The sequence below is a fragment of the Nocardia sp. NPDC003963 genome, assembly GCF_053605105.1.
Genome location: NZ_JBSGIP010000032.1, coordinates 13,384 through 28,360 on the forward strand (window position 1 = coordinate 13,384; position 14,977 = coordinate 28,360).

A 14,977-nucleotide genomic window follows, 5' to 3' on the forward strand; every position below is an offset into this window, starting at 1 on the left:
CCCGATCAGACCGGGTCGGGACGCAAACCCAGCGCGCCCGCGGCGAATCGGCGCACCGCCGCCGCCGCGACGGCCAGCGCCGCCTTGTGACCCGGCCGGGCCCAGCCCTCGACGGCCGCGGTCCCGTCCGGACGGGGCGTCACGCCGACCTCGGCCACCAGTTCCGCGGTGGTCGGTTCGCAGACCGCCCAGGAGAAGTGGGACTCCTCGGCCCACTGCGCGCCCCGCCGGGCCACATAATCCGGATCGGTGATCCCGCCCGCGGCCAGCGCGGGCCGGTCGTCGATCCGCTCGTCGGCACGCAGGGCGCGCAGATACCATGCGCCCGCGTTGATCTCGATCGCCTCCATCCGGACACCCTGGCACAGCCGGTCGAGGCGCTCACGCCCGGTTCGTGGCGACGGTCGGGAAGCTCACACCGGGCCGCGGCGCCAGGCCGGGGCGGGTTTGCCCGGCGTTGCGCTCCAACCGGGCGCGACCACGGATGGGCTTCGCCGTCCGGGCCCATTAGGGTCGGTGTACAGTCCGGCCCCCGGGCGGGTCCTCCGATCACCACGACCGCCCGGACCGCGGGCCGGCGTTGATCGAGAAGGGTGCGTTATGACCGGGCAGCGATTGGGCCGCTACCGGCTCGAGCGATTGCTCGGCCAGGGCGGGATGGGCCAGGTATGGCTCGCCCACGCCGAACCGGCCGGGGGACGCCCGGGCGGACTGGTCGCGCTGAAGCTGCTGCCCGCCGAACTCGCCGCCGACCGGACCTACCGGAGCCGATTCGAACGCGAGGCCGAACTCGCCGCCCGGCTGCACGACAGCCATATCGTGCCCATCCACGCGCACGGCGCGCTGGACGGCCGGCTGTTCATCGAGATGGAATTCGTCGAGGGCGACGATCTGGGCCGGATCCTGCGCGCGGACGGCGCGCTGGATCCCGCGCGCGCGGTCGATATCGTCACCCAGACCGCGGCGGCGCTGGATGCCGCGCATCGGGCCGGACTGGTGCACCGGGATGTGAAACCGTCCAATATCGTCGTCCGGCGCGACGGTTTCGCCTATCTCATCGACTTCGGTATCGCCCGGGGTACCGACAGTGCCGCCCTCACGGCATCGGGTCTGACCGTCGGCACCTGGGCGTATATGGCGCCCGAACGGTTCACCGGAGAAACCGACGCCCGCGCCGACATCTACTCCCTCGGCTGCGTGCTCTACGAATGCCTGGCCGGTGTGCGCCCGTTCGGCGAAACCGATCCGGCCCGGCAGATGCACGACCACCTCACGACCACACCGCCCAGTGTGCGCGCCCTGGTGCCGGGGATTCCGGTGGAACTGGACCGGGTGATCGCCCGTGCGATGGCCAAGGATCCCGACGACCGTTATCCCAGCGCCGGGGTTTTCGCCCGAGCCGCCGCGGCTGCCCTGGCGGGCGTTGTGCCCGCGGCTCCCACCGTCCAGGAGGTGGAGCATCCCGGGACGCGCCACTACGAATTGGACGACCGGTCCGCGGCCGCTCACCCGTCCACCCGGGCGTATACCGAGTACCGGCCCGGGGAGCCCGCGCACACCCCGGCATACCGACCGACCCGCGCCTACACCGAACACGCTCCCGACGGGCCGGCACCCACCCCCGGATACCGACCGACCCGCGCCTACACCGAACACGCTCCCGGCGCGGCGGCGCATGCGCCCGCATACCCGCCCACCCGGGCCTATACCCGGTTGGAGACCGGGATGCGACCCGGGAGCCCGGCGCAGATCGCCGGCGCCGCACCGCACGCCCGGGGCAACGGGGGTCCACCGGCCGCGCCGAATCGCCCCGCACCCCACTATCCGGGACCCCCGCCCCGTCGTCCCGCACCACGCGCGAAACCACCCCGGCGCCGCAAGAGCCGATTGCGGCGGCTGCTGCTGTGGCTGACAGTGCTGGTGGTGGTGCCTCTGGTACTGATCGGCGGTTGTGTCGCCGCGCTGGTCGAAGGTGCCGGGTCGATCCGGTTCTTCAGCGGGGACAGCGGTCCGGCGAGCGCGACGGTGGCCGATCCGGGCGTCGCGGTCCGGGACGGCGGTTTCGAATTCGCCGTGCTGAATGTGGAGACCGGGGTGAGCGCGGTCGGGATCGAACGTGCCGAGGGGACGTTCGTGGTGGTCAGCTTCACCGTCCGCAATATCGCCGCCCAGCCGAAGACCTACCTGCCGCTCGGGCAGGAGCTCAACGATACGGCGGGCGCGAAATACGGCCCGGATGTCACGGCCACCGCCCAGCGCGCCGCCGCCGCGGCCGCACCGCGCAACCTGCAGCCGGGCGAATCACTGGGTACCCACCTCGTCTACGGCCTACCGGCCGGCGCAGCGCCGGCGAGTATCACCTTCCGCGATTTCCCGCTGTCCTTCGGCACCACGGTCGCTCTGTAGCCGGGGCGGGCCGCTCAGTTCAGTCGCAGCGTCCACGCGCTCCGGTGGTGCAACCGGACCCGGGCACCCGGCGCCACATCGAAGCGCCAGAACGATTCCGGCGCGGTGTCCAGAGCGACCACCAGCACGGCCCGGACGACCGCCGGATGTGTCACCGCGACGGTATGCGATCGATCCCCGGCGGCCACCTCGGCCAGCCAGCCGCGGGCCCGTTCGATCACGTCCAGAACAGATTCGCCATTGTGCTCGCGGTACCCCGGATCGGTCAGCCAGCGACCCAATTTCTCCGGCGCCAACAGGCCGAGTTCCGTACCACGCCAGTCGCCGCTGTCGAGATCGCGTAACCTCGACAGTGGTGCGGCGTCCAAGCCCAGCAATCGGGCAGTTTCTCCGGTCCGCCGCTCCGGGCCCGCGAGCACCAGTGCGCCCGCCGGTGGTTCGACCGCCCGGTCCGCCAGCGCCGCCCGCCCCGCCGGGGTGAGCGGTTCGTCGGCCGGGAAGCGCGCCACCCGCGACGCCTCGGTGACACCGTGGGAGATCAGGTCGAGTTTTCGAACACCAGGCACCGTCGCAGCATAGAAATGCCGGACTGTCACCGGTAGCCGGCCATCAGCACCACCGGCTCCCGGCCCATCGTGCCCCGCTGCCAGCAGGAGGTGATCGAGGATGACAGATATCCTGATCCGTGCCGTTCCCGGTGCGGTCATCGACGAGATCGACCGGCAAGCCAATGGCCTGGGTATATCCCGTACCGAGTTCCTCCGCCGCAGACTCAGCCGGGAGTTCCGGCCGATCGGCGGGCTGACCACCGCGGATCTGGTCCGGCTGGCCGGGATCATCGGGGAGGACCACACCCCGGATCTGCTCTCCCCCGACCTCGCCGAGACCGAATTCGCCGATCCGGGGATCATCGGCCCCCATCTGGTCGACGAGGCCCCGGCCTGACCGTTCCCACGCCCGGGCGGGCCGGGCCCGAACCTCGTCCGCTTCGATGTCGGTGCCCCGGTGCACACTGGGTTCCGTGACCGAGTTCTCCGCCGCCACCCAGCAGTGGTTCGACGGTGCGTTCCCCGCGCCGACGGCCGCGCAGCTGGGGGCGTGGCAGGCGATCGCGGCCGGTGAGCACACGCTGGTGATCGCACCGACAGGGTCCGGTAAGACCCTGTCGGCGTTCCTGTGGGCCATCGACCGGCTGGCCGCGGCGGAAACCCCGGAGCCGGGTACCTCGGTGCTCTATATCTCGCCGCTCAAAGCGCTGGCCGTGGACGTGGAGCGAAATCTGCGGGCACCCCTGGTGGGGGTGCGCCAGACCGCCCGCCGCCTCGGACTGCCCGCGCCGGATATCAGCGTGGGCGTCCGTTCCGGCGATACCACCACCCAGGAACGCCGGCGATTACAGCGCACCCCGCCGGATATCCTCATCACCACCCCGGAATCGCTGTTCCTGATGCTCACCTCCGCGGCCCGGGAGACCCTGCGTGGCGTACGAACCGTCATCGTGGACGAGGTCCACGCCATCGCCGGATCCAAACGCGGATCGCATCTCGCGCTCTCCCTCGCCCGGCTGGATTCCCTCACCGAGCGGCCGGCCCAGCGGATCGGTCTTTCCGCGACCGTGCGGCCGCCGACGGAAGTGGGCCGGTTCCTGGTGGGGTCGGCACCGATCACCATCGTCTCCCCGCCGGCACCCAAAACCTTCGACCTCTCGGTGCGGGTCCCGGTCCCGGATATGACCGAGCCCGGCGATTCGGACCAGCCCGGCTCGCTGTGGCCGCATGTGGACGAGGCGATCGTCGAACTGGTGCTGGCACACCGCTCCTCGATCGTATTCGCCAATTCGCGCCGGCTCGCCGAACGACTGACCGCCCGCCTGAACGAAACCTACGCCGACCGGCTCGGCGAGTCCGTCGAAACCGCCCACCCGCCACCCGCGCAGCTCGGCCCGTCCACCGAGGTCAACCACGGTGCCGACGCACTGCTCGCCCGCGCCCACCACGGATCGGTGAGCAAGGAGCAGCGGGCCCTCATCGAAGACGACCTCAAAAGCGGCCGGTTGCGCTGTGTGGTGGCCACCAGCAGTCTCGAACTGGGTATCGATATGGGCGCGGTGGACCTGGTGGTCCAGGTCGAGGCGCCGCCTTCGGTGGCCAGTGGGCTACAGCGGATCGGGCGGGCCGGACACCAGGTGGGCGAGATATCACGCGGGGTGCTCTTCCCCAAGCACCGCACCGATGTGGTGCACTGCGCGGTGGCCGCCCAGCGAATGCTGTCCGGACAGATCGAGGCGCTGAAGATACCGGCACACCCCCTCGATATCCTCGCCCAGCAGACGGTCGCGGCCTGCGCCCTGGAACCGCTGGACGTCGACGCCTGGTTCGATACCGTGCGCGGCACCGGCAGTTACGCGTCACTGCCCCGCTCCTCCTACGAGGCGGTGCTCGATCTGCTGGCGGGGCGCTATCCCTCCGACGAATTCGCCGAACTCCGGCCGCGATTGGTGTGGGACCGCGACGCCGGCACGCTCACCGGCCGGCCCGGTGCCCAGCGTCTCGCGGTGACCTCGGGCGGCGCGATCCCCGATCGCGGCATGTTCGCGGTGTACATGGTCGGCGAGAAGGCCTCGCGGGTGGGCGAACTCGACGAGGAGATGGTCTACGAATCCCGGGTCGGCGATGTTTTCGCCCTCGGCGCCACCAGCTGGCGGATCGAGGACATCACCTATGACCGCGTACTGGTCACCCCCGCGTTCGGGCAGCCCGGGCGGTTGCCGTTCTGGCACGGTGATTCGCTCGGCCGGCCCGCCGAACTCGGTGCCGCGCTGGGTGAATTCGTACGGCGAGCCGGTTCGCAGAGCTCGCCGGAAACACTGGCCGAACAGACGACCGCCGCCGGCCTGGACGCCAATGCCACCGCCAATCTCGGTGCGCTGCTGGAGGATCAGCGCCGGGCCACCGGCCGGTTACCCACCGACCGGACACTGGTGGTCGAGCGCTTCCGTGACGAACTCGGTGACTGGCGGCTGGTCCTGCATTCGCCCTACGGGCTGCCGGTACACGCGGCCTGGGCGCTGGCGGTGGGCGCCCGGTTACGCGAACGCTTCGGTGTCGACGCCGCGCCCAATGCCTCCGACGACGGCATCGTGGTGCGGCTTCCCGATACCACCGACGAGCCGCCGGGGGCGGAACTGTTCGTCTTCGAACCGGACGAGATCGACGAGCTGGTCACCGAACAGATCGGTGGCTCGGCGCTGTTCGCCTCCCGTTTCCGGGAGTGCGCCGCCCGGGCGCTGCTGCTGCCGCGCCGCGATCCCGGACGTCGCGCGCCGCTGTGGCAGCAGCGCCAGCGTTCGGCCCAATTGCTCGACGTGGCGCGCAAGTTCCCGGATTTCCCGATCCTGCTGGAAACGGTGCGCGAATGTCTGCGCGATGTGTACGACCTGCCCGCGCTGCGGGATCTGCTCACCGGGGTGGCCCGCCGTCAGGTGCGGCTGATCGAAGTCGAGACCGCCACCCCGTCACCGTTCGCCAACGCCCTGCTGTTCGACTACATCGGCCAGTTCATGTACGACGGCGACAGCCCTCTGGCCGAACGCCGGGCCGCCGCGCTGTCCCTGGACTCCACCCTGCTCGCCGAACTCCTCGGCCGGGTCGAACTACGGGAACTGCTGGACAGCGAGGTCATCGCCCAGGTCGAACTGGAGCTCCAGCGGCTCACCCCGGAACGGCAGGCCCGCGATATGGAGGGTCTGGCCGATCTGCTGCGGTTGCTCGGACCGCTCACCGCGGCCGAAGCGCGGCAGCGCTGCCGCGCGGACCCGGCGGAGTGGTTCGCCGAACTGGCCGGCGCGCGGCGCGCGCTCGAGGTGTCCTATGCGGGCCGGGTGTGGTGGGCCGCGATCGAGGACGCCGCCCGCCTGCGCGATGCACTGGGTGTGCCGCTGCCGATCGGCACCCCGGCCGCCTTCATCGAACCGGTCCCCGACCCGCTCGGCGATCTGGTGGCCCGCTACGCCCGGACGCACGGGCCCTTCACCACGGAATCGGTCGCGCACCGGTTCGGGCTGGGTATCGCGGTCGCGGGTTCGGCACTACACCGGCTGGTGGCCGAGAAACGAGTGGTGGAGGGCGAGTTCACCCCGGCGGCCGGCGGGTCGGAATGGTGCGACGCCCAGGTCCTGCGACGGCTGCGGCGGCGCAGTCTGGCCGCCGCCCGGCACGAGGTCGAACCGGTATCCACCGGGACCTTCGGCCGCTTCCTACCCGACTGGCAGCACATCGGCACCGGAGAACTACGCGGTATCGACGGCGTCGCGACGGTGGTCGAGCAGCTCGCCGGAGTCCCGGTCCCGGCGTCGGCCTGGGAATCACTGCTCCTACCGGCCCGGGTCCGCGATTACTCACCCGCTTTCCTCGACGAGCTCATGGCCACCGGCGAAGTCCGCTGGTCCGGCCACGGCGTCATCAACGCCAAGGACGGCTGGATCGCACTGCACCCGGCCGACCAGGCTCCCCTCACCCTGCCACCGGCCGACGAACCCGAGTTCACCGCAACCCATCTCGCCCTGCTCACCGCGCTCGGTGCCGGCCCTGCCCGCACCGAGCCGGGGGGCGGCGACGGCGACGCCACCGCCCCACCGGTCCCGCACAGCGGTGGCGCCTATTTCTTCCGTCAACTGTCGGACGCGACGGGCCTGCTCGACGATGCGGGGGTCGCGGCCGCCCTGTGGGATCTGGTCTGGGCGGGGCTGGTCTCCGGTGACACCTTCGCCCCGGTCCGGGCCCGGCTGTCGGGCTCGACCCGGACCCCGACCGCGCACCGGACCCCGCGGCGCGCACCCCGCGGCCGCACCTACCTGCCCCGGCCGGCGATGCCGAGTCGTTCCGGCCCGCCGACCGTGGCGGGCCGCTGGTCACTACTACCCGACCGCGCGGCCGACAATACGGTTCGCGCCCACGCCACCGCCGATCTGCTGCTGGAACGCTACGGCGTCCTCACCAAGGGCTCGGTGCAGAGCGAGGGCGTACCCGGCGGTTTCGCACTCGTATACCGCGTGCTCAGCGAGTTCGAGGATCGCGGCCGCTGCCGCCGCGGGTATTTCGTCGATTCGCTCGGCGGCGCCCAGTTCTCCACCACCGATGTGGTGGACCGGCTGCGGTCCTTCGACGGCGACCGCCGCCCCGCCGGCGCCGCGATCGCGCTGGCGGCCTGCGATCCGGCCAATCCCTACGGTGCCGCGCTGCCCTGGCCCAAAACCGAGGGCGGCGCCGGTCACCGGCCGGGCCGGAAAGCGGGGGCACTGGTCGTACTGGTCGACGGCGAACTCGTCCTCTACCTGGAACGCGGCGGAAAGACCTTGCTCACCTGCACCGAGGATCCCGCCGCCCGGCAGGCCGCGGCCGGAGCCCTGGCCGATCTCGTACGGACCGGGCGGGCGGATTCGCTGGTCATCGACCGGGTCGACGGCGAATCGGTGCACGGCAACACCTTCGCCGCGTTCCTCGGCGAAGCCGGTTTCGCCTCGACTCCGCAGGGCCTGCGGCTACGACGTACGGTCGGCCGGCCATAGATCGGAGACCATTGAGCACTCACGGTGATCCGAGCCCACCCGGGCGATCGGATCCGGCGACACGCCCCGGCCCCCCCCCCCCGGTGCCGGCGGCGACACCGAAAGATACAGTCGCTCATGCCTGAGGGTGATGTCGTCTTCCTCGCGGCCGCGCGCCTGCGGGCCGCGCTCGACGGTGCGACACTGACCCGCAGTGATTTCCGGGTACCCCGCTACGCGACCGTCGATCTGCGCGGCCAGGTCGTCGAGAGCGTCGGCAGCTACGGAAAGCATCTGTTCGTCCGCACCGAGACCGTCAGTGTGCACACCCACCTGAAGATGGAGGGTAGCTGGCGGGTCTTCCGATGCGGCCAGCGCTGGACCAAACCGCGGGTCGCCGCGCGGATCGTGCTGGGTACCGCCGACGCCGAGGCCGTCGGGTTCGATCTCGGCTTGGTGGAGGTCCTGCGGCGCGGTGAGGAAGACCGCGCGATCGAACATCTCGGACCCGATCTGCTGGGCCCCGGATGGGACCCGGCGGAGGCGGTGGCCCGGCTGAACCGTGATCCCGCCCGGCCGATCGGCCTCGCCCTGCTCGATCAGCGCAATCTGGCCGGAATCGGCAATATCTACCGGAGCGAGATCTGCTACCTGCGCCGGGTCCATCCGGCACTCCCGGTCGGCGCGGTGGACGATCTGTCCGCGCTGGTGCACGAGGCACATCGGGTGCTGTACCGGGCCGCGCACGAACCGCCCTGGCGGCCGCTGGCCTACGGCCGGGCCCCGCGGCCGTGCCGGCGATGCGGGACCTCGCTGCGGGTGGAGATGCTGGGCGAAACCGTGCCCGGCTACGACCGGGTGAGCCGACGGGAACGCGGGATCTACTACTGCCCGAAATGCCAGGTTCTGCCGGTCTGAACCCGTACGCTGGCGCATACCGGCCGCCGCCCTCTCTGTGACGGCAGCCATGAGCGCAGTAATGTTCGGCCGCTTTCCGACGACACACGGGTACCGCACTGGAAGCAGGTCCCATGAACGCCCGAACCGTCCACCTGGCCGCCGTCACCGGCAAGCTGCTCTCCGCGGTGCTGGCAGTAGTGGCCACCGCGGTGTTCTGTTACTTCCTGCTGCATCCCGCCGCCGCACGGCAGGCGCCGGCCCCGGTACCGCTGGGACCGGCGGCCACCACGGCGCCGAACCACTCCCCCGCTCCGCACTGAACGGTGGCACGGCGCCGCTACGGCACGGTTCAGCCGTCGGTGGGTACCGGTTCCAGGATCTCCGGGCGGGGTTCCGGTGCCGCGATCCGCAGCGCGTCGGCCGAGGCGTCGTCGGGCTGGGCCTGGGACCGGACCTCGGCATCCACCCGGGCGAGATAGGTCCGGATCTCCCGATCGGTCTCCGCATCGCTCCAGCCGAGCACCGGGGCGATGAGCCCGGCGACCTCGTCGGCGCATTCGGCGCCGCGGTGCGCGTACTCGATGGAGATCCGGGTGCGTCGGGCGAGTACGTCGTCGAGATGTAGCGCGCCCTCCGCGGCCGCCGCGTATACCGCTTCCACCCGGAGGTAGGAGGGAGCCGCCGCGATCGGCTGTTTGAGATCGGGGCGATCGGCCGCCAGTGCCATGACCTCGTCGATGAGCGAGCCGTAGCGGTCCAGGAGATGTTTCACCCGGTACGGGTGCACCCCGTACTCCTCGGCCAGTTGCACGGTCTGGTTGACCAGCGCGAAATATCCGTCGGCGCCGAGCAGCGGCACCTTCTCGGTGATCGACGGGGAGACCCGGGCCGGGATGTCCTGGGCGGCCTCGTCCACCGCGTCGTAGGCCATCACCCGATAAGTCGTGTATTTCCCGCCCGCGATCGCCACCAGTCCCGGCGCTATCCGCGCCACCGCGTGCTCGCGCGAAAGCTTGGAGGTCTCGTCGCTCTCGCCGGCCAGCAGCGGCCGCAGACCCGCGTACACACCGTCGATATCGGCAGGAGTGAGGGGCGTGACCAGTACCTCGTTCACCCGGTCCAGCAGGTAGTCGATATCGGCCTTGGTGGCAGCGGGGTGGGCCAGATCGAGATTCCAGTCGCTGTCGGTGGTGCCGACGATCCAGTGCGCGCCCCAGGGGATCACGAACAGCACCGATGTGGCCGTCCGCAGGATGATCGCGGCATCGCTGACTATCCGGTCCCGCGGGACCACGATATGCACGCCCTTGGACGCCCGCACATGGAACCGGCCCCGCTGCTGGGACAGCGCCTGTACCTCGTCGGTCCACACCCCGGCCGCGTTGATCACCACATGTCCCCGGACTTCGCCGGTGGTGCCGTCTTCGCTGTCGCGTACCTGCACCCCGACCACCCGGTCGGCCTCCCGCAGGAACCCCACCACCTGGGTGGAGGTGCGGATAACCGCACCGTAATGCGCCGCGGTACGGGCCACCATCATGGTGTGACGGGCATCGTCGACGACGGTGTCGTAGTAGCTGATGCCCCCGATCATCGAGTTGCGCCGCAGGCCCGGGGCCAGCCGCAGGGCGCCGTGGCGACTCAGATGCCGCTGCCCCGGAACGGATTTCGCGCCGCCCATCGTGTCGTAGAGGAACAGCCCCGCCGCGACGTAGGGCCGCTCCCACGCGCGCCGGGTGAGCGGATAGAGGAAGCGCAGCGGTTTCACCAGATGCGGCGCGAGCCGCGACATGGACAGTTCGCGTTCCTTCAGCGCCTCGCGAACGAGCCCGAATTCGAGCTGTTCCAGATACCGCAGACCCCCGTGGAACATCTTGGACGACCGGCTCGAGGTACCCGAGGCCAGATCCCGCGCCTCCACCAGCGCCACCCGCAACCCCCGGGTCGCCGCGTCGAGCGCGATTCCGGCCCCGACGACCCCGCCGCCGACCACCACCACATCGAAATGTTCCTTGCCCAGACGGTCCCACGCCGCACGACGCTGATCCGGCCCGAGCAACTGCGATCCCGACTCCATACTCATGATCCCTCCCTCGAAGCAGATTCAGGCGACCCGCCGAGGCCGCGGCGAAAACTGAGTTCAGCTGTGGGTTCCCGCTTCCGATCTACAGCGTAGGCGGAAAACGCGGTGAACTCCGGCAGGGAGACAGCCGTCACCGACATGCCGAATTACGCTAGCCTCCTGCCATGCGCTATGTGGCCGCCATCGACCAGGGCACGACCTCGAGCAGATGCATACTGTTCGACCGGCAGGGACAGATCGCGGGCGTGGCCCAGCGCGAGCACGATCAGATCTTCCCGAAGCCGGGCTGGGTCGAGCACGATCCGGAAACACTGTGGCGCAATACCGAATTCGTGCTGGGCGCCGTCCTGGACGAGGCGGGGATCACCGCCGCCGATATCGCGGCGGTCGGTGTCACCAACCAGCGCGAGACCACCGTCGTCTGGGAGCGCGCGACCGGCCGGCCCGTGCACAACGCCATCGTCTGGCAGGACACCCGTACCGACCGTCTGTGCACCGAACTCGCCGGGGATCTCGGCGCGGCGCGCTACGCCGAACGCACCGGACTGCCGCTGTCGACCTATTTCTCCGGACCGAAGGTGCGCTGGATCCTGGATACCGTGCCGGGCGCGCGGGAACGCGCCGAAGCGGGCGAACTGTGTTTCGGGACCGTGGACAGCTGGCTGCTGTGGCAGCTGACCGGCCGCCACATCACCGATGCCACCAATGCCTCCCGCACCCTGCTCATGGATCTGCGCACCCTCGCCTGGGACGAGCGGATCTGCGCGGAGATCGGGGTGCCCACCGCGATGCTCCCGGAGATCCGCAGTTCCTCGGAGATCTACGCGGAGATCGGTACGGGACCACTGGCCGGAGTACCGGTCGCCGGTATCCTCGGCGATCAGCAGGCCGCGATGTTCGGCCAGGCGTGCCTGGCGCCCGGGGAGGCCAAGAACACCTACGGCACCGGCAATTTCATGCTGCTCAACACCGGCACCACCCCGGTTTTCAGCGAGCACGGCCTGCTCACCACGGTCTGCTACCGGCTGGGGGAGCAACCGCCGGTCTACGCGCTGGAGGGGTCGATCGCCGTCACCGGCGCGCTGGTGCAATGGTTCCGGGACAATCTCGGCATCATCTCCGCGGCACCGGAGATCGAAGATCTCGCGCGCACGGTGGACGACAACGGCGGCGCGTATATCGTCCCGGCCTTCTCCGGTCTGTTCGCCCCGCGCTGGCGACCCGACGCCCGCGGGGTGATCGCCGGTCTCACCCGGTTCGTCACCAAGGCCCATCTGGCCCGCGCGATCCTGGAGTCGACGGCCTTCCAGACCCGCGAGGTGATGGACGCCATGCGCGCCGACGCCGAGGCCCGGTCCCTGGATCTCGAGGCGACCGCGCTCAAGGTCGACGGCGGAATGGTCGAGAACGACCTGCTCATGCAGTTCCAGGCCGATATTCTCGAACTGCCGGTCGTCCGCCCGCGGGTCAACGAGACCACGGCACTCGGAGCCGCGTACGCGGCCGGGCTGGCAGTCGGATACTGGTCGGGCACCGACGATATCCGGGCCAATTGGACCGCGGAGAAGACCTGGACCCCGGCCATGTCCGACGCCGAACGCGAATCCCGGCTCGGCGATTGGAACAAGGCGGTCGAACGCACCTACAACTGGGCCGATTGAACCGGTACCCGGCGGTCGGCGGCCCTGGCCAGCCGTGACATCGCTTCGGCGAGCACCTCCGGTGCGGCGGTGGTGAAACACATCCGCGCCGCGTTCGTATAGGGCTCGCTCACCGCGAACGCCCGGCCCGGTACGAAGGCGACACCGGCGTCGAGCGCCCGGGGCAGCAACTCGGTGGTATCGGTACCGTCGGTGAACTCCGCCCAGACGAACATGCCGCCGGACGCCGCCGAGCAGCGCAGAGTATCGCCGAAGTTGTCCCGCGCGGCCTCGACCAGGGCTTTGGCACGCACCGCGTACACACTGCGGACGGTTTCGATATGCCCGTCCAGCCAGGTGGTGTCGGCGAGCAGTTCGGCGGCGATCTGCTGGGTCAATGCCGAACCGCACAGGTCGGCGCCCTGTTTCAGCAGTTCCACGGCGCGGCATACGCGTTCCGGTGCCACCATCCAGCCCACGCGCAGCGCGGGCGCGATGATCTTCGATGCCGAGGAGAGCCGGATCACCGATCGCGAATACGAGGCCACCGGTGCGGGTGCGGGCCGATCGAACCAGAGTTCGCCGTAGGGATCGTCCTCGATCACCCAGAACCCGTGTTCCTCGGCCAGCGCCGCCAGCGCCTGCCGGCGGCGCGTACTCATGGTCACGCCGCCCGGGTTGTGGAAATTGCTCACGGTGTGCACGACGGCCGGCCGTTCCCCGCCGGCGATCAGGTCGGCGAGCAGGTCGATTCGCAGCCCCTCGTCGTCCAGCGGAACCGCGACGATCCGCGCACCGGCCGCCCGGAACACCTGTAGCGCGCCCACATAGGCGGGATCTTCGACCACCACCAGCGCGCCCGGGTCCAGTAGTACCTCCGCGAGCAGCGACAGCGCCTGCTGCGAACCGTGGGTCACGAAGACCTCGGCGATATCGACCCGGCGCCCGAGCCGGTCCGATTCCCGGCCGACCAGTACCTCACGCAGCGGTCCCCACCCCGGCGATTCGGTGTACTGGAGCGTGGCGCTGCCGCCCAGTGCCGTATCGGCCGCGGCGGCGATCCGGGCACCGGGCATGAGTTCGGCGTCGGGCAGTCCGCCGGCCAGGCTCACGATATTCGGATCGGCGGTGAGTTTCAGCAGGTCACGAATGGCGGAGCTGGTGAGGCCGGCCAGCTTGCCGGCCAGCGGCGGTTCGTAATGCGACATGGGGCCTCCGGGGAATTACCTGGTAGTACACCCGATCATCCCATGAATTTTCACCATTTGGCATTGTGATTTCACATACTGAGATCAGCGGCGGTCCGCGATCACCCACAGCACGGTTTTGCCGTCCCGCTCCACCGTGGTCACCGTCTGCTTGTACACGGTCCGCTTCCCGTCCGGCTGCAATTCGGTGAGATCGACGTCGAAGGAGGCCGGCGCGCGCTCGGTGATCCGGACACAGTGCTCGGTCCCCGCCGGGATATGCGTGTCGATCGCGTCCTGGATCGTCGCCGCGTCGGAAATCGTGGGTGAATCCGCGGCGACGAACTGCCGGGCGCCGGCACCGCTGCGCTCCACATAGAACTGGTGCTGGAATCCGAGCACGGCTCCCGCGCCGCTGGTCGTATCCCCGACCCCGTCGCCGACGGTCACCCCGTCCGCCTCGCTCGCCGGGCAACTCAGCGCGGAATCGGCCACCGGTGGCGCCGACGGTTGGTCGTCACCGCCGCTCACCACGACGATCGCCACCCCTACTGCGACCAGCGCGACCAGTACCGCGACCACCGTCACGATCCGGCCGGCCGGGACGTTGCGGCGTGGTTTCGCCGAGAGCGCACCGGCCACCGACTGCGGGGTCAGCTTCTGCGCGATGGGATCGCTGTCCCAGGACAGACCACCGGGCCGCGGCCGCGGCGCCGACCCGACCGGATCGGTCGCACCGGACTCGTGCGGCTGGTTCGGCGACGGCCAGCGCAGATCCGGCCCGGTGTGGTGACGGACCGTGGCCTGCTCCGACTCCGGCACACGGTCGGCAGTATTGCGCACCGTCGGCTCCGGCGGGATCTGATGACGGACCGTGGCCGAATCCGGATCGGGTACGCCGGGCGCGGGCCGCGATACCGGGCGGGAATCGGTCGGCGTCGGACGCTGGACCGGAGTGGAACTGTCCGGGGCCCGATACTGGGGCGGTGGCGGCGGAACCGGCGGCGGCTCCGGCGGCGAAGTCCCCGAACCGGGGGCCGGCCGCCAGGTCAGCCCGGAATCCTCCGGGCGTGGAGTCGGCTTCCAGCCCGGCACCGGTAGCTCGCCCGTCGGCGGGCCGAACTCCGATACCGGCGGACCGAAATCGCCGGTGGGAGGTCCGAAATCCGCCCGGTCGGGTTCGCGCTCTTTGCCTTCGCCCTCGCCGGTCACAGCC

11 protein-coding genes are annotated in these 14,977 nt (G+C 70.4%); 6 read left to right on the forward strand and 5 right to left on the reverse strand.

Features of this window, described 5'->3' with window-relative positions; all coding sequences use genetic code 11:
- Positions 1 to 5: 5 nt before the first annotated feature.
- On the reverse strand, positions 6 to 350 hold the full coding sequence (locus ACWEWT_RS29665; protein ID WP_452563895.1) for a hypothetical protein: 345 nt from the start codon (positions 348 to 350) through the stop codon (positions 6 to 8).
- Positions 351 to 600: 250 nt separating this feature from the next.
- Between ACWEWT_RS29665 and ACWEWT_RS29670 the strand changes: the two genes are divergently transcribed.
- Positions 601 to 2,406: a serine/threonine-protein kinase gene (locus ACWEWT_RS29670; protein ID WP_452563896.1), complete on the forward strand. Its 1,806-nt coding sequence runs from the start codon at positions 601 to 603 to the stop codon at positions 2,404 to 2,406.
- A gap of 14 nt (positions 2,407 to 2,420) precedes the next feature.
- Here the strand turns inward: ACWEWT_RS29670 and ACWEWT_RS29675 are convergent, their stop codons facing one another.
- Entirely contained in the window at positions 2,421 to 2,972 is a 552-nt protein-coding gene (locus ACWEWT_RS29675; protein ID WP_452563898.1) for a histidine phosphatase family protein, read from the reverse strand.
- 100 nt (positions 2,973 to 3,072) lie between these two features.
- On the opposite strand from ACWEWT_RS29675, the gene vapB reads away from it, so the two are divergent.
- From vapB to ACWEWT_RS29695, 4 genes are all read left to right on the forward strand, one after another.
- Positions 3,073 to 3,351, forward strand: coding sequence for a type II toxin-antitoxin system VapB family antitoxin (gene vapB / locus ACWEWT_RS29680; RefSeq protein WP_452563900.1), 279 nt, complete (start codon positions 3,073 to 3,075; stop codon positions 3,349 to 3,351).
- Positions 3,352 to 3,397: 46 nt separating this feature from the next.
- The gene (locus ACWEWT_RS29685) at positions 3,398 to 7,972 is read left to right on the forward strand and encodes an ATP-dependent helicase (protein WP_452563901.1); all 4,575 of its coding nucleotides are present in this window, start codon (positions 3,398 to 3,400) and stop codon (positions 7,970 to 7,972) included.
- Between the two features lie 117 nt (positions 7,973 to 8,089).
- A complete protein-coding gene (locus tag ACWEWT_RS29690) occupies positions 8,090 to 8,869 on the forward strand; it encodes a DNA-formamidopyrimidine glycosylase family protein (RefSeq protein WP_452563903.1) in 780 nt (259 codons plus the stop codon).
- 113 nt (positions 8,870 to 8,982) lie between these two features.
- Complete coding sequence (locus tag ACWEWT_RS29695; protein ID WP_452563905.1) at positions 8,983 to 9,171, forward strand: hypothetical protein; 189 nt, start codon at positions 8,983 to 8,985, stop codon at positions 9,169 to 9,171.
- A gap of 29 nt (positions 9,172 to 9,200) precedes the next feature.
- On the opposite strand, the gene glpD is transcribed toward ACWEWT_RS29695, so the two are convergent.
- Positions 9,201 to 10,934: a glycerol-3-phosphate dehydrogenase gene (gene glpD / locus ACWEWT_RS29700; protein ID WP_452563907.1), complete on the reverse strand. Its 1,734-nt coding sequence runs from the start codon at positions 10,932 to 10,934 to the stop codon at positions 9,201 to 9,203.
- A gap of 164 nt (positions 10,935 to 11,098) precedes the next feature.
- Here glpD and glpK point away from each other — a divergent pair, with 164 nt between their 5' ends.
- The gene (gene glpK / locus ACWEWT_RS29705; RefSeq protein WP_452563909.1) at positions 11,099 to 12,595 is read left to right on the forward strand and encodes a glycerol kinase GlpK; all 1,497 of its coding nucleotides are present in this window, start codon (positions 11,099 to 11,101) and stop codon (positions 12,593 to 12,595) included.
- On the opposite strand, the gene ACWEWT_RS29710 is transcribed toward glpK, so the two are convergent.
- Complete coding sequence (locus tag ACWEWT_RS29710) at positions 12,577 to 13,782, reverse strand: aminotransferase-like domain-containing protein (protein WP_452563911.1); 1,206 nt, start codon at positions 13,780 to 13,782, stop codon at positions 12,577 to 12,579. The genes glpK and ACWEWT_RS29710 overlap by 19 nt on opposite strands.
- A gap of 84 nt (positions 13,783 to 13,866) precedes the next feature.
- A complete protein-coding gene (locus tag ACWEWT_RS29715; protein ID WP_452563912.1) occupies positions 13,867 to 14,973 on the reverse strand; it encodes a hypothetical protein in 1,107 nt (368 codons plus the stop codon).
- Between the last annotated feature and the right edge of the window lie 4 nt (positions 14,974 to 14,977).